Source organism: Phycobacter sedimenti (assembly GCF_038148855.1).
In the GTDB taxonomy this organism is placed as follows: Bacteria; Pseudomonadota; Alphaproteobacteria; order Rhodobacterales; family Rhodobacteraceae; genus Phycobacter; species Phycobacter sedimenti.
On the sequence record NZ_JBBVGR010000008.1, the window covers coordinates 227,940 to 248,897 of the forward strand.

General features: G+C 59.9%; 21 protein-coding genes. 7 read left to right on the forward strand and 14 right to left on the reverse strand.

Translation table 11 applies throughout. The features are described 5' to 3' along the window. Positions 1-41: 41 nt before the first annotated feature. From AADA15_RS15635 to AADA15_RS15645, 3 genes are all read left to right on the forward strand, one after another. Positions 42-1,289, forward strand: coding sequence for a class I SAM-dependent RNA methyltransferase (locus AADA15_RS15635; RefSeq protein WP_341642487.1), 1,248 nt, complete (start codon positions 42-44; stop codon positions 1,287-1,289). A gap of 30 nt (positions 1,290-1,319) precedes the next feature. Beyond that, a complete protein-coding gene (locus tag AADA15_RS15640; protein WP_341642488.1) occupies positions 1,320-2,111 on the forward strand; it encodes an ion transporter in 792 nt (263 codons plus the stop codon). Between the two features lie 61 nt (positions 2,112-2,172). Next, positions 2,173-2,691: a L,D-transpeptidase family protein gene (locus tag AADA15_RS15645; RefSeq protein ID WP_341642489.1), complete on the forward strand. Its 519-nt coding sequence runs from the start codon at positions 2,173-2,175 to the stop codon at positions 2,689-2,691. Between the two features lie 88 nt (positions 2,692-2,779). Here AADA15_RS15645 and dalA read toward each other — a convergent pair whose 3' ends face one another. Then, the gene (dalA, locus tag AADA15_RS15650; protein ID WP_341642490.1) at positions 2,780-3,274 is read right to left on the reverse strand and encodes a divisome-associated lipoprotein DalA; all 495 of its coding nucleotides are present in this window, start codon (positions 3,272-3,274) and stop codon (positions 2,780-2,782) included. A 166-nt stretch (positions 3,275-3,440) separates the two neighbouring features. On the opposite strand from dalA, the gene AADA15_RS15655 reads away from it, so the two are divergent. Together AADA15_RS15655 and AADA15_RS15660 are read left to right on the forward strand one after the other, a co-directional pair. Beyond that, entirely contained in the window at positions 3,441-4,058 is a 618-nt protein-coding gene (locus AADA15_RS15655; RefSeq protein WP_341642491.1) for a L,D-transpeptidase family protein, read from the forward strand. Between the two features lie 138 nt (positions 4,059-4,196). Continuing rightward, positions 4,197-4,379 (forward strand): hypothetical protein, encoded by a 183-nt coding sequence (locus AADA15_RS15660; protein WP_065272066.1) that lies wholly within the window; start codon positions 4,197-4,199, stop codon positions 4,377-4,379. Between the two features lie 101 nt (positions 4,380-4,480). Here the strand turns inward: AADA15_RS15660 and AADA15_RS15665 are convergent, their stop codons facing one another. The 5 genes from AADA15_RS15665 to AADA15_RS15685 all read right to left on the reverse strand — a co-directional run bounded on the left by AADA15_RS15665 (position 4,481) and on the right by AADA15_RS15685 (position 10,885). Then, positions 4,481-7,483: an aminotransferase class III-fold pyridoxal phosphate-dependent enzyme gene (locus AADA15_RS15665; RefSeq protein ID WP_341642492.1), complete on the reverse strand. Its 3,003-nt coding sequence runs from the start codon at positions 7,481-7,483 to the stop codon at positions 4,481-4,483. A gap of 157 nt (positions 7,484-7,640) precedes the next feature. Next, complete coding sequence (locus tag AADA15_RS15670) at positions 7,641-8,033, reverse strand: hypothetical protein (protein WP_341642493.1); 393 nt, start codon at positions 8,031-8,033, stop codon at positions 7,641-7,643. A gap of 85 nt (positions 8,034-8,118) precedes the next feature. After that, positions 8,119-8,673: a hypothetical protein gene (locus AADA15_RS15675; RefSeq protein WP_341642494.1), complete on the reverse strand. Its 555-nt coding sequence runs from the start codon at positions 8,671-8,673 to the stop codon at positions 8,119-8,121. Positions 8,674-8,859: 186 nt separating this feature from the next. Continuing rightward, a complete protein-coding gene (gene hemH / locus AADA15_RS15680; RefSeq protein WP_341642495.1) occupies positions 8,860-9,921 on the reverse strand; it encodes a ferrochelatase in 1,062 nt (353 codons plus the stop codon). Positions 9,922-10,042: 121 nt separating this feature from the next. Next, positions 10,043-10,885 (reverse strand): methyltransferase domain-containing protein, encoded by an 843-nt coding sequence (locus AADA15_RS15685; RefSeq protein WP_341642496.1) that lies wholly within the window; start codon positions 10,883-10,885, stop codon positions 10,043-10,045. A 14-nt stretch (positions 10,886-10,899) separates the two neighbouring features. Between AADA15_RS15685 and AADA15_RS15690 the strand changes: the two genes are divergently transcribed. Further along, positions 10,900-11,628, forward strand: a complete 729-nt coding sequence (locus tag AADA15_RS15690) for a ComF family protein (RefSeq protein WP_341642497.1) — start codon at positions 10,900-10,902, stop codon at positions 11,626-11,628. 684 nt (positions 11,629-12,312) lie between these two features. Here AADA15_RS15690 and AADA15_RS15695 read toward each other — a convergent pair. Genes AADA15_RS15695 through AADA15_RS15710 form a run of 4 tightly spaced genes read right to left on the reverse strand, consistent with a single transcriptional unit; the run spans position 12,313 to position 16,276 of the window. Further along, a complete protein-coding gene (locus AADA15_RS15695; RefSeq protein ID WP_341642498.1) occupies positions 12,313-13,074 on the reverse strand; it encodes a proteasome-type protease in 762 nt (253 codons plus the stop codon). A gap of 29 nt (positions 13,075-13,103) precedes the next feature. Next, a complete protein-coding gene (locus AADA15_RS15700) occupies positions 13,104-13,907 on the reverse strand; it encodes a transglutaminase family protein (protein WP_341642499.1) in 804 nt (267 codons plus the stop codon). 3 nt (positions 13,908-13,910) lie between these two features. Next, positions 13,911-14,846: an alpha-E domain-containing protein gene (locus tag AADA15_RS15705; protein WP_341642500.1), complete on the reverse strand. Its 936-nt coding sequence runs from the start codon at positions 14,844-14,846 to the stop codon at positions 13,911-13,913. Next, positions 14,846-16,276, reverse strand: coding sequence for a circularly permuted type 2 ATP-grasp protein (locus AADA15_RS15710; RefSeq protein WP_341642501.1), 1,431 nt, complete (start codon positions 16,274-16,276; stop codon positions 14,846-14,848). The genes AADA15_RS15705 and AADA15_RS15710 overlap by 1 nt, the downstream gene beginning before the upstream one ends. 232 nt (positions 16,277-16,508) lie before the next feature. Here AADA15_RS15710 and AADA15_RS15715 point away from each other — a divergent pair, with 232 nt between their 5' ends. Then, positions 16,509-17,507, forward strand: coding sequence for an aldo/keto reductase (locus AADA15_RS15715; RefSeq protein WP_341642502.1), 999 nt, complete (start codon positions 16,509-16,511; stop codon positions 17,505-17,507). Positions 17,508-17,585: 78 nt separating this feature from the next. On the opposite strand, the gene AADA15_RS15720 is transcribed toward AADA15_RS15715, so the two are convergent. From AADA15_RS15720 to AADA15_RS15735, 4 genes are all read right to left on the reverse strand, one after another. Then, a complete protein-coding gene (locus AADA15_RS15720) occupies positions 17,586-18,407 on the reverse strand; it encodes an ABC transporter permease (RefSeq protein WP_341642503.1) in 822 nt (273 codons plus the stop codon). Further along, positions 18,400-19,167 carry an ABC transporter ATP-binding protein gene (locus tag AADA15_RS15725; protein WP_341642504.1) on the reverse strand — a complete coding sequence of 256 codons (768 nt, stop codon included), beginning with the start codon at positions 19,165-19,167 and terminating at the stop codon, positions 18,400-18,402. The genes AADA15_RS15720 and AADA15_RS15725 overlap by 8 nt, the downstream gene beginning before the upstream one ends. Positions 19,168-19,232: 65 nt before the next feature. Next, entirely contained in the window at positions 19,233-20,255 is a 1,023-nt protein-coding gene (locus AADA15_RS15730) for an ABC transporter substrate-binding protein (RefSeq protein ID WP_341642505.1), read from the reverse strand. A gap of 50 nt (positions 20,256-20,305) precedes the next feature. After that, positions 20,306-20,923, reverse strand: coding sequence for a GntR family transcriptional regulator (locus tag AADA15_RS15735; protein WP_341642506.1), 618 nt, complete (start codon positions 20,921-20,923; stop codon positions 20,306-20,308). Positions 20,924-20,958 lie beyond the last annotated feature (35 nt).

Below are 20,958 nucleotides of genomic sequence, written 5' to 3' on the forward strand. Positions count from 1 at the left end.
TGTCCCTTTTGCAAAGGGCGGGCGCAGTCTATCTAGGCGCCATGACAAACGCAGCCAGAACCACAGCCACGATCCTGCGCCTTGGTGCGCAGGGAGACGGGATCGCCGAAGGCCCGCTTTTTGCCCCCCGCACCCTGCCGGGAGAGGTCGTAAGCGGCGTTGCCAGTGGCAGCCAGCTGACGGATCTCCGTATTGAGACACCTTCCGAGGCGCGCGTGCAGGCGCCATGCCGCCACTACAAATCCTGCGGTGGCTGCCAGTTGCAGCATGCCAGCGATGCCTTCGTGGCGGGTTGGAAGGTCGATGTGGTGCAAAATGCGCTGAAGGCGCAGGGGCTTGAGGCCGAATTCCGCCCGATCCACACCTCGCCTGCGCAGAGCCGCCGCCGCGCCACCCTGACCGTGCGCCGCACCAAGAAGGGCGCGATGGCGGGCTTTCATGGCCGGGCTTCGGATGTGATCACCCCGATCCCCGATTGTCACCTGCTCGACCCTGCGCTTATCAAGGCGATTCCTCTGACCGAGGCGCTTGCCATGGCAGGGGCAAGCCGCAAGACGCCCTTGTCGGTCACGCTGACCACCTCCGAGGCTGGCCTTGATGTGATGGTGCGCGATGGCAAGCCGCTGGACAGTGCGTTGCGGGCTGAACTGGCCGACATTGCAGGCCAGAACGGTGTTGCGCGCTTCACCTGGGAGGATGAGCAGGTCGCGATGGAACAGCCGCCGGTGCAGGCTTTTGGCACGGCCCGTGTCTGCCCGCCGCCCGGGTCCTTTCTTCAGGCGACCAAAGACGGGGAGGCGGCCCTGCTTGCGGCTGTTCGCGAGATCACCAGGGGCGCGAAACGCGTCGTTGATCTTTTCGCAGGCTGCGGCACTTTTGCACTGCCATTGGCCAAAGATGCCGAAGTGCATGCGGTCGAGGGCGAGCGGGCGATGATCGCCGCGCTCGATGCGGGCTGGCGGCAGGCACAGGGCCTGAAGAAGGTCACCAGCGAGGTGCGGGATCTGTTCCGCAATCCGTTGCTGCCCGAAGACCTGAACCCATTTGGTGCGCGTTTCGAGGCCGCCGTGATCGATCCGCCCCGCGCGGGTGGCGAGGCGCAGGTGGCAGAGCTGGCCCGGGCGCGCACGCCCGTTGTTGCCTATGTTTCCTGCAATCCGGTGACTTTTGCGCGCGATGCCAAGGTGTTGGTGGACGCGGGCTATCGGCTGAACTGGGTTCAGGTGGTGGACCAGTTCCGCTGGTCCGCCCACACCGAACTGGTTGCCAGTTTTACCCTTGATTCCTAATTGCCAAACGCACGTGGAGTGACAACCGTAATGGACACCCTTCGCAAGATCCTTGATAGCCACCGCTTCAGCCGGTTCATCACGGCGGTCATCCTGATCAACGCCGTGACACTGGGAATGGAGACCTCTCCTGCCATTATGGAGCGGGTCGGTGCGCTGGTGCTGATGATCGACAAGATCTGCCTGTCGATCTTCGTGGCCGAGATCCTGCTGAAAATCTTCGTGGCGCGGCATCGGTTTTTCCTCAGCGGCTGGAACATCTTTGATTTCGTGATCGTGGGCATTGCGCTGATCCCGTCGGCACAGGGTGTTTCCGTGTTGCGGGCGCTCAGGATCCTGCGGGTATTGCGGGTGATCTCGGTCGCGCCCCGTCTGCGCCGTGTGGTCGAGGGCTTCATCACCGCTCTGCCGGGCATGGGATCGGTGTTCCTTCTGATGGCGATCATCTTCTACATCGGCGCTGTGATGGCGACCAAGCTGTTCGGAGACAGTTTCCCGGAATGGTTCGGGAACCTTGGCCTCAGTGCCTATTCCCTGTTCCAGATCATGACGCTGGAAAGCTGGTCGATGGGGATCGTGCGCCCGGTGATGGAGGTCTACCCCTATGCCTGGGCCTTCTTCGTGCCCTTCATCATGGTCACCACCTTTGCGGTGGTGAACCTTCTGGTGGGTCTTATCGTCAACTCGATGCAGGACGCCCATGCCGAGGAAGACAACGAACGCACCGACGCTTATCGCGATCAGGTGCTATCCCGGCTTGAGGCGATCGAACGGCGACTGGCGGAAAACGCTGGCACCGGGTCCGGACAGATGAAGAAGTGATTTTGCCGCGGCCCTGAATCGGTGTATTTTCAAAACAGGCAAACATAAGAGCGGACATCAAATGGACAGGCGGCAGTTTGGGCTTGCGGCAGCATCCTCCCTGGCTTTGGCAGGGTGCGGTCGGGCCGATAGCAAGTTCAAAACCTACAATGGACCTGACGTGACCTCGATCGTGGTCAACAAGGGCGTGCGCAAGATGTACCTTCTGAACAACGAAGAGGTGCTACGCGCATACGAGGTCGATCTGGGTTTTGCCCCAGAAGGGCCGAAACGTATCGAAGGGGACGGAAAAACGCCGGAAGGCACCTACCTGATCGACCGGCGCAATCCCAACAGCAGCTTTCATCTGTCAGTGGGAATCTCTTATCCCAACTCCGCCGATGTGGCGCTTGCCCAGTCGATGGGCAAAAAACCGGGCGGCGAGATTTTCATTCACGGCGAGCCAAACGATTTTAAGGATCGCAAACGGGCAGAACGCGTAAGGGACTGGACCGCCGGGTGCATTGCCGTGAAAAACCATGAGATCGAAGAGATTTACGCCATGGTCCAGACCGGCACTCTGATCACTCTGCGCGCCTGACAGTGGCATCCGGCGCGGCGTTTGTGGCTTATCAGCCTGTCAGCCTGCGGTTGGCGGCCCCTTGTCATTCAGACTGCTGCGCCGGGTCTCAGCTACCCACCACCAGGGTCCACCACAGTTTGCCGTTGGGCTCCTGGAACCAGGAAAAGCCCATGTTCACGGCTTTGGGGTCCAAAATTACGGCGCGGGTTCCTTTGTCTTCCATCCAGGCGGTCAGGGTCTGAAGCTCGTTCTCGTAGGTTTCCGAGATTGCTTCGCCCAGAAGGGAGCCCGGGTATCCGATCCGCGCAACCCGGTCCAGCGGTGAGGAGCCGTCCGAACCAAAGTGCCAGGGGCGGTTCTGCACCGACATGTCGCGGGAATGCGTTGCGGCGGCTGCGTTCAGCTGGGCGTTCAGTTGCAAAGCCGGAGCGCCAGCGGCCTGCCGCAGGGCATTGATTGAATCAAGCATGCGAATCTGGACCTTGTCGGCGTTTCGAATGCGGTAGATCTGTCCACTTCCTTCTCCGCCTTGCGTCACCGGAGTACAGGCAGCGGTTAGCGTTGCAAGGGCAGCGGCCAGGATCAGAAATACGCGCGTCATTAGGCTTCTCGCTCAAGTCACAGTGACACTGCACTTAGCGCTCCTGTGGCACAGGTGCAAACATGTGCGGGGCAATCGGCGGCCCAGACGGGTTGTTTGGTTTGCGACTGAGGCATTCCAGCCATATTATGCACAGCATCTAGTTATACGTGCAGGACCAAATTCCATGACCCGTCGTCTGTTTGATACCCCGTCCCGCCGCCAATTTCTGGCCGGTTCCGCCGCGCTGATATCTGCGCCCGCCCTTGCCGAGGAAAAAACGGAAGATCAGGAGGTTGCCTATGACCCTCTGCGTCCTCCGCCAGAGCCTGAACCGCCCGTAAAGCGTAACATTTCGTCTTTCCGGGCGAAAAACTGGCGGCCTTACTTCGACACCCTGCGCAATGGGGCAATCCTGGTCGATATCGACAGCCGTGCGCTTCACTACTGGTCCGAGGACGAATCGGTCTACCGGCTGTTCCCCTCGTCCGTGCCCCTGTCGGATGATCTGACCCGACGCGGTCGTACCAAGGTCGTGCGCAAGGTCGACGGGCCGAGCTGGTCTCCGACCCCCAACATGCTCAAACGCAACCCGGAGTGGCCGAAGTACATCCCGCCCGGCCCGGACAACCCGCTTGGATCACATGCGCTTTACCTGTCCTGGAAGTTTTATCGCATCCACGGCACCCACGATACGCGCAAGATCGGGCGCAAATCCTCCAACGGCTGCATCGGGCTATATAACGAACACATTGCCCAGCTCTTCGAGATGACCAAGGTGGGTACTCAAGTGTTGCTTATTTGACGACATTTTTGCACCTGCACGGCCACTTGCGGAAACAAGCATTTGCATTCCCACAAGTTAGCTGTTTAGAAAAAAATACGAGATATGTCTTGGGTGCGTCGGCCATAGGTATGCCCGGCGCGAATTCTGGAGGTTAACATGAAAAAACTCGTTATCGCCGCTGCTCTGACTGCTGCTGCTTCCACCGCTTCTGCTGGCAACCTGGCAGAGCCCGTTATCGAAGCACCTGTGATCGTTGAGCAGGCCGAAAGCTCGTCTTCCGGCATCCTGCTGCCGCTGCTGCTGCTGGTTCTGGTTGGCGCCGCTGTCGCAAGCAACTAATTGCTTCGTTAAAAGATTTAAAAAGGCGGTGGTTTTCCACCGCCTTTTTTTTGTTGCCGTCTGGTCTGATGTCTGTTTGCAGGGGGGTAGGCGGGGGCGCTCTAAAGAGCGCCAACCTCGCCCAGAATCAGATCAAGCGTCTGCACGATCATGTCCACGTCATCGGTATCGATGGTCAGCGGTGGGCGGATCTTCAGGATGTTGTCCTTTGGACCTTCGCTGCCGATCAGGATGCGGTGATCGCGCATCCGGTTCTTGACGTAGGAACACATCTCGGTGTCCTCGCTGCCGTCCGCGCGGATCAGCTCCACCCCCAGGAACAGCCCCATACCGCGTACATCGCCGACGCAGGCATGCCTCTCCATGAGTGCCTGCAGCCCTGCCATCAGCTGCGTCCCCATGGCTTTGGCATTCTGCTGCAGCCCTTCGTCATCGACGATGTCCAGCACCTCCTTGCCGATGCGGCACGAGAGGGTCGAGCCGCCGAAGGTCGAGAAGAACTCCGGACCCTTGGCGAAACTCTCGGCAATGGCGCGGGTGGTGACCAGCACCCCCAGGGGGTGTCCGTTGCCGATGGGTTTGCCCATCACCACGATATCGGGTAGCGCGCCCTGGTGTTCGAAACCAAAGTAATAATCGCCAAGACGTCCCAGCCCGGTCTGCACCTCGTCTGCAATGCAGACGCCCCCGGCCGCGCGGATCTTTTCATAGACTGCGGGCAGGTATCCTTTGGGCGGAATGATCTGCCCACCGACCGAAGGGAAGGTTTCGGCGATGAAACCGGCCAGCCCGTGACCCTTTGCCTGAAGTCGGGCAATGGCCGGGTCCACCAGATCCGCAAACCTTTGCGCGCGATCAGGATCGTCCCGTTTGAAACTGCCGCGATAGTCGTCGGCGACCTCGACGAGCTCCACCCAGTCCGATTGGCCCACGCCGCCCGGCGCGTTGAACTTGTAGGCGGAGATGTCGATCACCCCGGTGGTATTGCCGTGATAGCCATGATCCGGCGTCACCATCCCCTTGGCCCTGGTATGGGCGCGAGCAAGGCGCAGGGCTAGCTCGTTCGCTTCGGTGCCTGAGTTGACGAAAAAGCAGACCTCGAAGGGGTCCGGCAGTTTCGACAGCACTTTTTCGGCGAAAGCCACCTGCGCGGGATGCAGGTAGCGGGTGTTGGAGTTCATCCGCTTCAGCTGATCCGCTGCCACCGCCTGAATGCGCGGATGGGCGTGGCCTACGTGGGGCACGTTGTTGTAGGCATCCAGATAGGGCCTGCCCCATTCGTCGAACAGATGATGCTTCCAGCCTCGCAGCAGCATCACCGGGTCCGAATAGGTCAGGCGCAGGTTCTCCCCGAAATGGGCGCGTCGCGCGTTCAGAATCTCGCCCTTGTCGGCGGGCCGGTAACAGGTCTTGGCGTCCGGCAGGTTCATCAGCGCCGCCGGGTTGGGGCAGATCGCGTGCCAGAGGTACATCTCGTCCGGATCCCCCACACCGGGCCAGTCGGCCTCAATCCCGTCGGTGGTCATGGCAAGCTGGAAATGCACGTGCGGCGCCCAGCCGCCGTTCTGCGTCGGATCGCCAAGGCGGCAGAAGGCTTCGCCCCTTTCCACGGTATCACCGGGTTTCAGGCGGTTGCAGCACTCCGGGTCCAGATGGCCATAGAGAGTATAGAAACTGTCCCCCGCCGGGGTTTCATGGCGCAGGATGATGGTGCCGCCATAGTCGAGATGATGTGCGCGGTTCTCGACGATGAAGATCTCGCCCGCCAGCGGCGCGTAGAGGGGCGCTCCCGCAGGGGCGAACCCATCCACGCCCAGATGCACCGTGCGACGATTGCTGGCCTTCCAGCGCCCCTTGCGGAAGGCGGGCGCGGTATAGATCAGCCGGGGTTCGTTGTAGTAGCCCAGCCAGATGCCGCTGCCGTACTCCTCGCCGACGCGGGCGGCCTCCTCCAACGGCATGTCAAAGGGGTTCTGCGGCCAGGTGGAATGCTCGACCGAGAGCGACCCCATCGGCGCATCGCCGAGGTCCGTGCCCATCAGAGGCGCGAAATTGCCGCGCTCCGCATCAAGCCACGCCAGCACCCGGTCAGCGCCGTCGACCACGGGCAGGCCACAGGCGGCGCGCAGGCGGGCGTTCACAAGCTTTCCGTTCAACTCATGCCCTTCAAGGAACCGCCAGGCAGGCGCCTGAGAGATGGTCACATAAGGGTCATCCGGGTTTTCCGTCGCCATCAGGGTGGAATTTACCACCGAGACTGCCAGCCGCATCCGCAGCAGTGGCCAGACCATGTCCACCTCTGCCGGGGTCAGCGGATTGGCGGCGTGATAGCCCGCCACAAGTGCGGCAAGGGTGGCTTCGGGTTCGGGGTGGTCCAGCACGATATAGGCCGCCGCAATCGCCAGATCGCAGATGCGCGGGGCCCGGCACATATCGCCAAGATCAATAAGGCCCGAGACCCGGCGCGGCTCGCTCAGGGTTCCTGCGACGATGATGTTGTAGTCGTTGGCATCATTGTGGATGGCCTGTGCGGGCAGCTGTGTCAGGGCCGGAAGCAGGTCGGAAAACTTGGCGTTGATCGCTTCCAACAGGGCGCGGCGCGCCGGATCGGTGATGCAGTCCAGTTCATCTGCAATCCAACCTGCCTGCATGAGGTTCCATTTGAAATCGCGTTCAAGACCTGAGTGCTGGAAATCCGCCAGGGCCTTGCCCATGCGGCCCAGAACCGCGCCCACCTCTTGGATGAGGGCCGCGCTTTTGGGGGCAACCTTGGCATAGCAGCGGCCGGGGAGTTCGTTGATCACCCAGACCAAGCGTTCGGCGCCACTTTCGTCGGCGATGGAGAGCATCGCAGCGCCATCGCTGCTGCGGATCACGCGGGGGCAAGGCAGATCTGGTGCGGCATTGGCGACATGTTCGAACGCTTTAACCTGCAGATCGACCAGCTCTTCCGGACATCCCGGACGCATTGCCTTGACGATATAGCCAGCGCCATCCGCCGTGCGCGCAAGGAAGTTCAGATCATACTCCCCATCAAGGCCCGTCAGCTTCGCCTCGATCCCCCAATGCGCCGCCAAGGCAGCTGCCCAATGTCTGTTCGTCATCAAATCCCCCGAAAAGCTTATTCGTATATTGGATCCCTAGAGCAAAACGTGGAAGAGCAAAACACCCTGCCGGACCTGCAGAGGTGTGATGATATGAAAACTGCGCTGGAATGCGGGGCGCGTGTGGATGGCAGTGCACAAACCCGCCCCGGGGCAGTCAGGTATCCAGTCTTTGAATAGTCCCGTCAAACAATACTTTGACGGGCAGAAACTGACCGCATTCTTTGAAGCGATAGCTGTCCCGGTTCAGGCCGCCAAGCAAAATTGGATAAGGTCTGGCATAGTGAAAAGTGTACCCCCATTTTTTGTATCCTGGAGCGGTGTATCTGATAAAGCATGTTTTGAATGCGTAATAATTGAACTCGGTGCCATGTCGTTCGAAGTAATGTTTTCCTCGTTCCGCACCAAGGCCGACTTCACTTAGGTGTTGGTCCAAATAGTAGTTTGCCCTTTGGATGCGCTTGTCAGCCAGATAGGCAAAGAAGACGTCCAATCCCAAGGCAAGGATAACCAGGGCAATACATGCGAATGCTATTTGTTTGGCACTCATGCCCTAGTGGTTTTCATTGGTTTGGTTGGCATTGAGGCGGAAGCGCCTTGAGCCTAATGAGTCGCAAATTAAATGTAATAATTGGTTATCCTTTTTCTCCAAATATATAAACATAAAACCCATCACACTCACTCACCTCTTTCATTTCAAGTCCCATTGGTGAATTTGGCGGTTGGTGTGTAGCCCTATTGAAGTAGGTGCTGGGATAATTTAGCCTATCCATATCATAGGGGCCTCTCAGGCCATTCTCCAAATCTTCATGTCGAGATTGAGTGAAGATTCGGACCACGAACTCGCCATCCTTTGCATAAACCCCATTTGTTCTTCTTACATAGACGCTTGCAGGATAACAATTTTCCGACTTGGTGTGGGTTCTGATTTCGACATGTGATTTGCATATGCTCGTCACATCAATTTTTCTAGCAACTACGCAGGGGCCGGAAGTGGGGTCAATTGGTTTTCCAAAAGTTTCAAGAACAATCAGTCTGTTCGATAAGGATTTGAATGCGTTGTGAACATTTTTTTGCTCAACTTCATTATCCCAAACCATAAAAAATAAGTGCACCTTGTAGGCCAAAAATACCGAAAGGCCAAGAAGCATAAGTATCAGGGTTTTTCTTGTTGATATTTTTCTATTCACGTTTGAATGGCCACAACTTCCTTTCGAAGATCTGCTCAGCAGGACGGGCAAAGGGAAATGCACGGCGAATCATGATCGCCGCCCGCAGTATTTCTCCATTTCACAGCCTTAGTTCGCAGATCAATCCACGGTATACCTGTGTAAATTGCAAAGTCAACTTAGGTGCTGATCTGAGCGAGCCAGCCCTCAGTCCAGCCAGCCCTTCAGGTTCTGTTCGATCACGCCTGCCAGCGCCGCGATGTGGTCTGCGTCGTCGTTAAGGCAGGGGATATAGAGGAAGTCTTCGCCTCCGGCCTCTTCAAAGCTTTCCTTGATCTCCTCGTTGATCTCTTCCAGCGTTTCGATGCAGTCGGCGGAAAAGGCCGGGGCGATCACGGCGATGTTCTTTTTGCCTGCCTTGGCCAGCGTCGCGACATGGTCGACGGTATAGGGCTTCAGCCATTCCTCGGGGCCGAAGACCGACTGGAAGGTGGTGGTGATCTCGGTGTCTTCCCAGCCAAGGCGCTCTTTCAACAGGCGCGTCGTTTTCTGGCACTGGCAGTGGTAGGGATCGCCCTGCATCAGATAGCGTTTCGGCATCCCGTGGTAGGAGACGACCAGGATATCGGGGCGTTTTTCGGCCTTGGCATAGGCCTCTTCGACAGAGCGGGCCAGCGCCTCGATATAGGGGGGCTCGTTGAAATAGGGGGCGATGGTGCGGGCGGCGGGCTGCCAGGTCTCTTCCATCAGGGCGCGGAAGAACTGGTCGTTCGCGGTGGCCGAGGTGGCGCCGGCATACTGCGGGTAAAGCGGCACGAAGAGGATCTTCTGGCAGCCGGCCTCGACCATCTCACGGACCTTGGACTTGGTCGAGGGGTTGCCATAGCGCATGCAGAAATCGACCATGACCTGATCGCCGTACCGGTCGGCCATGACCTGTGCCATCTTGGCGGTCTGGTCCTTGGTGATGGTCATCAGCGGGCTTTCGCCCTTGTTGTGGTTCCAGATGGATTTATACGCCTCACCCGAGGTGAAGGGCCGCTTGGTCAGGATGATGAGCTGGAGCAGCGGCTGCCATTTCCACGAGGCGTAGTCGATCACCCTTTTGTCCGACAGGAACTCGTTCAGATACCGGCGCATGGGCCAGTAGCTGTAATCGTCCGGTGTGCCGAGGTTCGCCAGGAGGATCCCCACCTTCTCCGGCATGACCTTGGGATGGTCGGCAGGGGCGTGGACGGGGCATTTGGCGGTCGAAGTCGAATCCAGCATTTCGGAGTCCTGTGCGGTTGGCATCTTTGGTTGCGGTGGAACAGTAAGGGCATACGCAGGCAAAGACCAATCGGATCACATTTGCGCATCCAGAGGCTTGCCTTATCGCAGGGGCAGTCGGCTATTCGGGCAGTTTCGTCTCTGGCACTTTCAGCGCATCGGCAAGGCGCATCTTTGCCGAGCCGGGGCGCAGCGGTTTCTGCTGGCTCTCGGAGGGCGACCAGCCGGTCAGGCAGATCAGTTCAAAACTGGCGGGGAGGCGACCTTCTGTGGTTTCAAAGTGCGCGCGGTAGATTTCCTCGGCGCGGGTGAACAGGCGCCGCGGGACAGGGCGCCGCAGGCGGCTTTCCAGTGCGTTGGCCTCGCCCATGGCGCGCAACTCGTGCATCAGGTGCATCAGATCGCGATACTGGGCGGTCAGCGGCACCACATCGGCCACCGGCAGGGCGAACCCCGCGCGCTGCAAAAGGGCGCCCAGATCGCGCACTTCACCCATCGGGGCGATTCGCGGAGACAAGCCGCCCAGCACCTCGGATTCAGCCCCGGCGAGGGCGACGCGCAACTCTTGCAGGGTCTGTCCGCCGAGCAGAACGGTCAGCAACAGCCCGTCCTTTTTCAGGGCACGGCGGCACTGGATCAGCTGGCCTACCGGATCATTGGCCCAGTGCAACCCCATGGAATGTATCACAAGATCATGGGCGCCGGGTTCAAGATCCAGCATGTCGTCGTCCGGAACCAGCTTTGCGCCAGACAGGGGGGCGGCCAGACCGTCCTCCCAAACCTCCGCAAAAGGAGTCACCACGGCGGGCGCGGTAAAGGTTCTGTTAACCAAGGTGAGTCGATCCTCAACCTCGTTCCTGGCCATCTCGTGCAGGAACAGGGCCCCTAGCTGCCGCCGGGCTCTATTTGCTGCCAATGCCTTCCTGTCAAACAGCTTCGGCTGTGCTGTGGGAGTGTGCGTCATGGGGGGATACATATATGCTGCATGCGCGGTTTCAAACCGCTGTTTCACTGGTTTATCCGCCGCAATGTCTGGGCTGCGGAGGGCTGGTCAATCAGGAACCGGGTCTGTGCGGCCCCTGCTGGCGGGAAGCGGAATTCATATCCGGAACGGTTTGTGAGGGATGCGGTGCGCCCTTGCCGGGGGAATACGATGGATTTCGCGTTGAGTGCGACGATTGCCTCTCCAGCCCGCGCCCCTGGAGCCGGGGCCGGGCGACGCTGATCTATGAGGGCAAAGCGCGACAGGTGGTGCTGGCACTCAAGCACGGAGATCGACAGGATATCGCTGTGCATGCAGCAGGCTGGATGGAGCGCGCCGCCTTGCCGCTTTTGCGTGACAACCCATTGGTTTGCCCGGTTCCCCTCCACTGGAGCCGCCTTCTGAAACGGCGATACAACCAGTCCGCCCTGCTGGCCGAGGCTTTGGCAAAGCGGGCCGGGCTGGACTATTGGCCCGACCTTCTGCGGCGTTGCCGCAAGACGCCTTCGCTGGATGGGCGTTCGCGGGCGGAGCGGTTCGGGATCTTGGCCGATGCGATCCGGATGCCCGTACGCCACGCGCCATTGATCAGGGGGCGCACCATTCTGGTGGTCGACGATGTGCTGACCTCGGGTGCGACGCTATCGGCCTGTGCGGATGCCTGCCTCAGGGCCGGAGCGGAAGAGGTGCGGGTGGCGGTGCTCGCCCGCGTTCAGCGCATGTGAGCCATGGCTGGCATTCCTAGCACCGCCGACAGACCTGTCAGTTGGTGACCGTATCGATGGAGTCCGGGCGAGCTTCTACGGTCACAGCATAGGCTTCACCACCTGTCGTTGTGAGCTGGCGGGTTTCACTGGCTGCCGTGCCGATAATCGGACCACTCTAAGCCACGCGGGCCGTCAGCCCCAGAGCGAGAAGCATCAGGAAGGGCGGCAAGGTGATTTGGAAATGATATCAGAATGACTCATCCTTTCGAGGGGCGTCGTCATAAGCGGCGCATAACGTTGATCTGCTGGCGCTGGTGGGTGTCTTCGGCACCGATCCCCTGCATCCAGTTCAGGGCGATCGCCGTGTCCGGATTGAAGCGGTAGGTTGCGCCGATCTTGCCGCGCGTGAGACCACGATCGCCGGTGATTGTGATCGTGCTGCTGGCGCTTGCCCGGTGGACAGTGCTGAGAACAGAACTGCGCCACAGACGGCTGCTTCAGATCGGGACAATGCTCGTTCCTTGGCAATCAAGATCTCTCCCAAATCCTGCGCGCGCCTGCGGACAGGGGCACCATGGGCCAACGCCGTCTAAGGAACGGGGCATCGAAAGTTGCATTTTGACAAAGATGACAGAAACAATGGCTGACGCTTGCTGGTTTCGAATTCCAGCGCGCCGCACTGGGCGCCTTTCGGCGGTCGGCCTATCCGCCTTGGTCGCCGTCCTGATCAAGCGAATAGGGGGGCAGGGCCTGAACGGCTTCTTTCAGGGCCTCTCCCCAGCCCTGTGACAGGGCTTCGAAATAGGGATCACCTACCTCGATCCGTCGCTGCGCGCCGATCGTGAGGCTGTCCTTGCTGTAGACATGCAGATCGAGCGGCAGGCCAACTGACAGGTTTGCCTTCAAGGTCGAGTCAAAACTCAGCATGGTAATCTTGATCGCATCCTCAAAGCTGACCTCAGGGTCAAAGGCGCGCACGATGATGGGCTTGCCATATTTGGTCTCGCCAATCTGGAAGAACGGTGTCTCTTCGCCGGCTTCGACGAAATTTCCCTCGGGATAGATCATGAACAGGCGCGGCTCGCTGCCTTTTACCTGTCCGCCCACGATGAGGCTGGCGGAAAACTGCGCTTCGGCGCGGGGGCCATCCTCGCCCGCCTGATCCCGGATCACCTCGCGCAGGGTTTCCCCCACCAGTTTGGCCACCTGGTACATGGACGAGGCCTGCAGGATCGACGGTGAACCCCGTTCTTCGACCGGGAGGGTACGTTCGTTCAGGAGGCTGATCACCGCCTGGGTAGTGCCAAGGTTGCCGGCGGTCATGATGGTGATGCAGCGCTCGCCCTCACTCTCCCAGTGGAACATCTTGCGAAACACGCTGATGCTGTCGACACCCGCATTGGTCCGGGTGTCGGACATGAAGACCAACCCGCGTTTCAGTTTCAGACCAACACAATATGTCATGGCGACGCTCCGCTCTTGCTGCGGACCTGTTATTGCTCTTGGACGGCAACGTCCACAGACAAGGTTTCGTTGCCCGCACCAAACCTGAGCCCGGAGATGGGGGCGGCTTCGCGATAATCAAGTCCGGTTGCAACGCGAACGTAACGTGCATCCGGCGAAATACCGTTTGAAACGTCGAAGCCGACCCAGCCAAACCCGTCGACATGGGCTTCGGCCCAAGCGTGCGTTGCGTCCTGCTGTTCGCGGTCGTCCATCATCAGATAGCCGGAGACATAGCGCGCCGGATAATCCATCGCCCGCGCGGCCGCGATAAAGATATGCGCATGGTCCTGACATACGCCATATCCGTGCTCGATCGCCTCATCGGCCGAGGTGGCCGCATGGGTGCTGCCGACCGCGTAAGGCACCGCCTCCAGGATGCGCGCAGAAAGATCATGCAAGAGAGCAATGTCGTTGTCATGCGCATCCCGCAGCCCCTTGGTCAGGCGACGCACATTGGTCGTCGCCCGTGTCAAATCGGTCGAGCGTTTGAATAGCCATAGTGGCAAGAAACCGCGGTGCTTGCCGACGACACCATGCTGATCCTCGGTTTCGATTTGGCCAAAGCAGCGGATGTGGATTTCCTGCACTCCGGGCGTAAAAGAGATCAGGGAGACCAGATTGGCGTTCTGATCCTCGAACTCGATTTCAACCCTGCCGCCCTCGATCTGAGTCGACCAGTTCACGACCTTTTGGCCCAATCGACCTTTCGGGGTGAGCCGCAGTTGTTGCAGGCCATAGTGCGTGGGATGGTCAAATTTGTATCTGCTTGAATGATCGATCTTCAATCGCATGCGTTACTCCGTGAACCTGAAATCGGCTTCGATCTCGGCGCCAAGGCGCGAGATATTCGCCAGAAACTCTGTCAGGAATTCGTGCAGGCCCTCTTCGAAGACCGCTGCGACGCTGCCGACCCTCAGACATCGATGCAGCTTCTCTACTGTTTCATGGCAGGCGTGCCGTTCAAGATACTCGTTTTCCAGCATTTCCAGATTGCTGCGGATCTTGTTCACCGAAGAGCGCAGGCTACGGGGCATCCGCGGGTCGAAGATCAGGAAATCCGCGATTCCCATCGGGGTCGCCCTGCCCTGGTTGAGCCAGCTATAGGACCGCACGCCCGAGACAGAGCGCAGGATCGTCTCCCATTGCACATTGTCGAGCGATGAGCCGACCTGTGTGACCGAGGGGAGCAGCACGTAATACTTCACATCCAGAATACGGGCGGTGTTGTCGGCCCGCTCAAGGAAAGTGCCCAGGCGGCAGAAATCAAAGACGTCATTGCGCAGCATAGACCCATGCAGTGCACCCCGCACCAGAGCCGAGTGCTGACGGATCTGGGCCAGAACATCCGGTAGATCGCGCTCGGTCACAGGGCGGGCCAGACGTTTCCTGAGCGTCATATAGGCGTCGTTCACCGCCTCCCAGACCTCGCGGGTCAGGGCGGTGCGCACCATGCGCGCGTTCTGGCGGGCCTGGGAAAAGGAGGACATGACCGAAGACGGATTCTGCGGGTCGCGCAGCAGAAAGTCGATCACCTTGGATTGGACCACCTCCCCGTGGGCCTCTTTGTAGGCATATTCTGCGGCGGCGGTCTTAAGGACGCTTGTCCATTCCTCGCTGCCCGGCCGTGTCAGGGCAATGCGAAAGCCTGCCTCGATCAGGCGTGCCGTGTTTTCGCTGCGTTCCAGATATCTGAACATCCAGAACACGCCTCCTGCGGTTTTCCCTAGCATCAGTCGTCCTCCAACACCCAGGTGTCCTTGGTGCCGCCTCCCTGGCTGGAGTTGACCACAAGGCTTCCTTTTTTCATCGCCACCCGCGTCAGACCGCCCGGGGTGATATCGATGCCTTGCGGACTGAACAGCGCAAAGGGGCGCAGATCCACGTGGCGCGGGGCAAGGCCCGCCTTGGTCAGGATCGGCACGGTCGACAGTGCAAGCGTCGGCTGCGCGATATAGCCTGCGGGTTTGGCTTCCAGCTTTTTGCGGAAGGCCGCCAGTTCCTTTTTCGAGGCCGCCGGGCCGACAAGCATCCCATAGCCGCCAGATCCATGCACTTCTTTCACGACAAGGTCGGCCAGGTTATCCAGCACGTAAGCCAGCGCATCCGGCTCAGAGCAGCGCCATGTCGGTACATTCTGCAGAATCGCTTTCTCGCCGGTGTAGAACTCAACGATATCGGGCATGTAACTGTAGATCGCCTTGTCATCCGCGATGCCGGTGCCCGGTGCATTTGCAATGGTAATGCGGCCTGCACGATAGACGTCGAAGATGCCGGGGACCCCCAGCATGCTTTCGGGATTGAAATTCAGCGGATCTAGAAAATCATCGTCCACCCGCCGGTAGACCACATCGATCGGCTTGTAGCCGCGCGTGGTGCGCATGGCGATCCGCCCATCGACGATCTTCAGGTCCGTTCCTTCCACCAGTTCGACGCCCATGTGGTCGGCAAGAAAGGCATGTTCGAAATAAGCCGAGTTGTGAATGCCCGGTGTCAGCACCGCAACGGTCTGATCGGGGCTGGGGTCGGGTGGCATGCAATTGGCCAGGGAGTTCAAAAGCGAGGACGGATAGTCCGAAACCCGCCGCACTTTCACTTTGCTGAAGAGTTCCGGGAACATCTGCAGCATGGTTTCCCGGTTTTCGAGCATGTAGGACACGCCGGAGGGGGTGCGGGCATTGTCCTCAAGGACAAAAAACTCGTCCTCGCCGGTGCGCACCATGTCGATGCCGACGATATGAGTGTAGATCCCGCCGGGGGGCTGCACACCGACCATCATCGGCAGAAAGGCCTCGTTTCGGGCAATCAGCTCGACCGGAACGCGGCCCGCGCGCAGGATTTCCTGACGGTGATAAATATCGTGCAGAAAGGCGTTGATCGCCCGGACCCGCTGCTCGATCCCCTTGACGAGGCGGCTCCATTCCTTGGCCGAAATGATGCGGGGAATGATGTCAAAGGGGATCAGCCGCTCTTCGGCATCCGCTTCCCCGTAAACATTGAAGGTAATGCCGGTGCGGCGGAAAAACTCCTCTGCCTCTCGGGCTTCCTTGATCAGGTCTTTGGTGTTTTCTCTGCCGAACCAATCAGCGTATTGCGCATAAGGGGGTCGCGCTGCGTCCCCATTGCCGTACATTTCGTCAAAGTAACGTGTTTTATCTGTCATGGCGTCTCCCAGTGCAGCTACGCTACCAGTCTGTTGTCGCAAGAGCCAATTGCAGAGCGATCATAGACCGGACATCTCGATTTTTTGCACAATTTTTCGGCAAACAGGTGTTTTCGGAGCCGTGCCAAAAGGCACATGCAATGGTCTATGCGCTTGCAAATGTTCGACAAACGGGAATCTTTGCCCCACCATAGAGGCGTCACTTTCCTCAGCAGAATGGGAACTCATCCGCATGAAAACGCGCAAACTGGGCGCCGATGGCCCTGAAATCGGATGTATCGGCTATGGGGCGATGTCCTTTTCGGACATGTACGGTCCCACCAACGAAGCCGAGAGCCACGCGATTCTGAACCGGTGCCGCGATCTGGGCGTCACCCATCTGGATACGGCCAACGTCTACGGCATGGGCAAATCCGAAAGCGCGATCGGGACCTACTTCAAGGCAAACCCAGCTGCGCGAAATGAATTTGTCATCGCGACCAAGGCCACGATCACTACGGATGCGCAGGGCAATCGCTGTTTTGACAACTCGGCCGAGCACCTTGAAGCGGAGCTGGACAAGTCCCTGCAGCGCCTTGGAGTGGACTGTGTCGATCTGTTCTACGCGCACCGTCGCGATCCCCGTTTCACGCCCGAGGAAACCGCAGAAAATCTGGGCCGGTTGGTCAAGATGGGAAAGACCCGCGCCATCGGCCTCTCCGAAGTGGCGCCCTCGACGCTGAGGCGCGCGATGAAGGCCCATCCCATCGCCGCGGTTCAATCGGAGTATTCCCTGTCCACCCGTTTCCCGGAGCTTGGCCTCGTGCAGACCTGCGCCGAACTGGGGGTGGCGATGGTGGCGTTTTCACCTGTGGGGCGGTCCTTGCTGACGGACAATCCGATCCCGAAGGAGCGGATTCCGAACCTGCCCTTTCTGGCCGGAAATCCGCGCTTCATGGAGCCGAACCTGTCCGAAAACCTGCGGATCACCGACGGATTTCGCAAGCTTGCCGCCGAGATGGGCACCTCGGCGGCGGCGCTGGCCAATGCCTGGCTTCTGAGCCGAGGAGATCATGTGATCCCGATCCCGGGCACCCGCAGTATTGATCACCTCGATGAGTGCATGGCGGGCGCCGATCTTGCGCTGTCCGAGGCGGATCTGGCCCGCATCGAAGCGTTTCTTCCGGTGGGCTGGGCCCATGGCGACCGGTATTCAGACGCGCAATGGATCGGCCCGGAGCGCTATTGCTGAGCCGACTTTATCCTGTTCAGCCTGAGGCGGGGTCGGCGGACCTTGTCGGCCCGCAGCCTTTGCTTTGCAACGAAAGGGTCAGCTGCGCCAGCTGAGCAGGCGGCGCTCTACCAGCCCGATGGCGCCAGAGGTCAGGACTCCAAGCAGCGACAGGATGACCACCCCGGCAAACAGCCGCTCCAGATCATAGAGCGAGCCTGCCTCAAGGATATAGGCTCCGATCCCGTATTGCGCGCCCAGCATCTCGGCGGCGACCAGCAGGATGATGGCGATGGCCAGGCTGATGCGCAGCCCCGACAGGATCCCCGGCATGGCGCCCGGCAGCACGATCTTGCGCACGATGGACAGCCAGCTGAGGCCAAAGCTTTGGCCCATGCGGATCAGTGAGCGATCCACATTGTCCACTGCTCCATAGGTGGCAACGACCGTGGGCGTGAACGTCCCAAAAGCAATAAGCGCGTATTTAGATCCCTCATCGATGCCGAACCAGATCACGAAAAGCGGCAAAAGGGCGATTTTCGGGATCGGAAATATCGCCGCCACCAGCGGAACGAGGCCAGAGCGGATGTAAGAAAACAGCCCGATCAGCACGCCCACGCAGATCCCGATGCCTGCCCCGATAGAGGCTCCGACGGCCAGCCGGGTCAGCGATGGGGCCAGATGCTGGAACAGCATGCCCGACTGCCACAGCTCGCCAAAGGTGGCCAGCACATCCGAGGGTTTGGGCAGGGTCAGCGCCGAGATAAAACCCGTGCGCGTGCCCCATTCCACGATGGCGATCAGTACCACAAAAACCGCGACGCCCACCCATTTCTGAGGTCGGGGGGCAAAGCCTGCGCCGCGAAACCGGATTTCTACAGGGCCTTGGGGCTGCGCCGTGCCTTTTGCCAGATCAGACATGTAGCAACTCCTCGTCTGCGGCGCGGGCCTCGTCACGCATAAGATCCCAAAGATGCTTTTGCACCTCTTCCAGATCCGGGTCTGCATAGCCGCGCTCGGCCAGGGGTTTGTCGATTTTCACCACCTCGCGGATGCGCCCCGGACGCCGGGACAGGACGACGATGCGATGACCAAGGCGCACCGCCTCCGCCAGGTTGTGGGTCACGTAGACGGCGGTAAAGGGCGCCCGTGTCCAGAGGGTGATCAGATCGTCCATCAGCAGCTCGCGGGTCTGACTGTCGAGCGCGGACAGTGGCTCGTCCATCAGCATCACCGCCGGATTGACAGCCAAGGCGCGGGCTATTGCGACCCTCTGTTTCATGCCACCCGACAGCTGTTTCGGCAGGGCTCTTGCAAAATCGGTGAGCTTGGTGCGTCCCAGAACGTCACATATGATGTCCTTCGCGGCTTTGCCCTTGATGCCATGATCCTCCAGCACCAAAGAGATATTCCCCTCGACACTGCGCCAGGGCAGCAGGGCAAAGTCCTGAAAGACATAGGTCAGGGGGTTGAGGCAGCCTTCGGGCGGCGTGCCGATCTGCAGCACACGCCCCGCCTCGGGCTTTTCAAGGCCGCCCATGAACCGCAGAAGGGTGGATTTACCGCAGCCCGACGGACCCACAAGGCAGACGATCTGCCCGGAAGGTACGTCCAGCGAGATGTCACGCAGTACCTCTGTGCTGCCATAGTGATGGCTGACCCCGTCCAGTCGAATATCCATGGATCCTGGCCCTTGATCGATACGCGGGGCAAGCCGTGTGCCGCCCCGCGATGGTTTCAGTTGCCTCAGGCGTCGATGGTGTCGACGTAAGAGGTGTCCAGGAAGGTGTCGAGCGTGATGGCGCTGTCCACCAGCCCCGCCGATTGCATCCACTCCAGTTGGTCGCGCACCGAAGCCACATTGATCGCCGCGCCTTCGTTGATGCGCATCGCCCCGTTGATGATCGAGGGCGCCGCCTTTTCCAGCGGGCGGTCGGTGTAGACGTATTTGTGGATCAGCTGCACCATCTCGTCGATCGCCGCATCGCCCTGGGATTTTTCAACCATGGTGGCGTTGAAATCGCTCACGCCGCGGGTGAAGCCGGCCAGGAAGGTTTCGACCAGCGCCCGGTCATTGGATGCGTTCTGCGCCGAGGTGAAGACGGTGGTCACCTGATAATCCGGCAGGTAATCGGCCACGTCTCCGATGATATGAACCGCTCCCGAACCGGCCAACGCCTTGGCGATATGCGGCACGATGGACCAGGCATCGATCTGGCCTGACTTGAGAGCGCCGATGATGGCACCGACCTTTTGCAGGGGTATGAACTTCATATCGTCCACCCCATGTGCGGCGGCGATCTTCGATCCCATGTAGTGGAAGGACGACCCGGCTGTCGTCATGCCGAAGCGTTTGCCACCCAGCGCTTCGGGGCTGGTCAGACCGGCCTGGAACGCGGCGTCCGAGGCGAGGATCTTTTGACCGTCAATCCCGGCTTCTTCGGAAAGGGCGCCGCCGATCACCTTGACCGCGCCTTTTTGTGCAAGACTCAGCAAGCCGCCGGAAATTGCGGTCACGCCGAAATCCACGTCGCCGCTGGCGATGGCAACCGCCATGGGCTGCGCCGCCTGGAAAAACTTCAGCTCAACATCCAGACCGGCTTCGGCAAAATAGTTGCGCTCCACGGCGATGAAGCTGCCAGAGTGGCTCGTGAGGCTCAGCGCACCGACCACGGCTTTGCTGTTCTTGGCGATGGCCGGTGCCGCAAGTCCGGTTGCCGCTGCCGCGCCCAAAAGGCCGATGGCCTGACGTCTGTTGAATGGTGTCATTGTGGTGCTCCTCCCTAAATAGCAACCTGTCGTTCAAATTTGGTGTGCGCCTAAGTCATCTCGGCGCTGATATCCTCTTCGAGCAGGGCCAAAGCCGCTGCATCATCCCTGGCTATGACCGCGTCTTTCAAAGCATCGCGCCGCCTGCCGCGCTTGGCAAAATCGATCCGCCCTTCACGCAAGAGGGTCAGGCGGAACCGGCGTGACTGATCGAAGTAGCGACCAATGGTGTCGAGCATGCGCGGGCTGTTGCAGGCGCCCAGAAGTGCGAAGGAAAAGGCGCGGCAGGTCTCGTCCCATTCAAGGGCGGTCACATCGTCAGGGTTGCTTTGAACCGCGTGATCGGCCCGGTTCAGCCGGTGTGCGGCGGCAATCACCGAGGCCTCCCAGTCGACCCCGCCATTTTGCAGCGCACGCGACAGGGCCAGCCCTTCGAGGCTGAGGCGCATCAGCAGAATGTCATTGCGGTCCTGATCGGTGGCCGAGGTAACGCGAAATCCGCGCTGGGCTGTTGCCTCGACCATGCCTTCCACGGTGAGCATCCGAAGTGTTTCGCGCATGGAGTGGTTCGACCCGCCGTAGCGTTGCCGCAACTGCTCGATCTTGAGTTTCTGATCCGGGGCCAGAACACCAAAAGAGATGTCGCGACGCAGGGCGGACGCCAGCATTTCGACGACCGTGTCGTCTTCGCGATGTTTTCCCC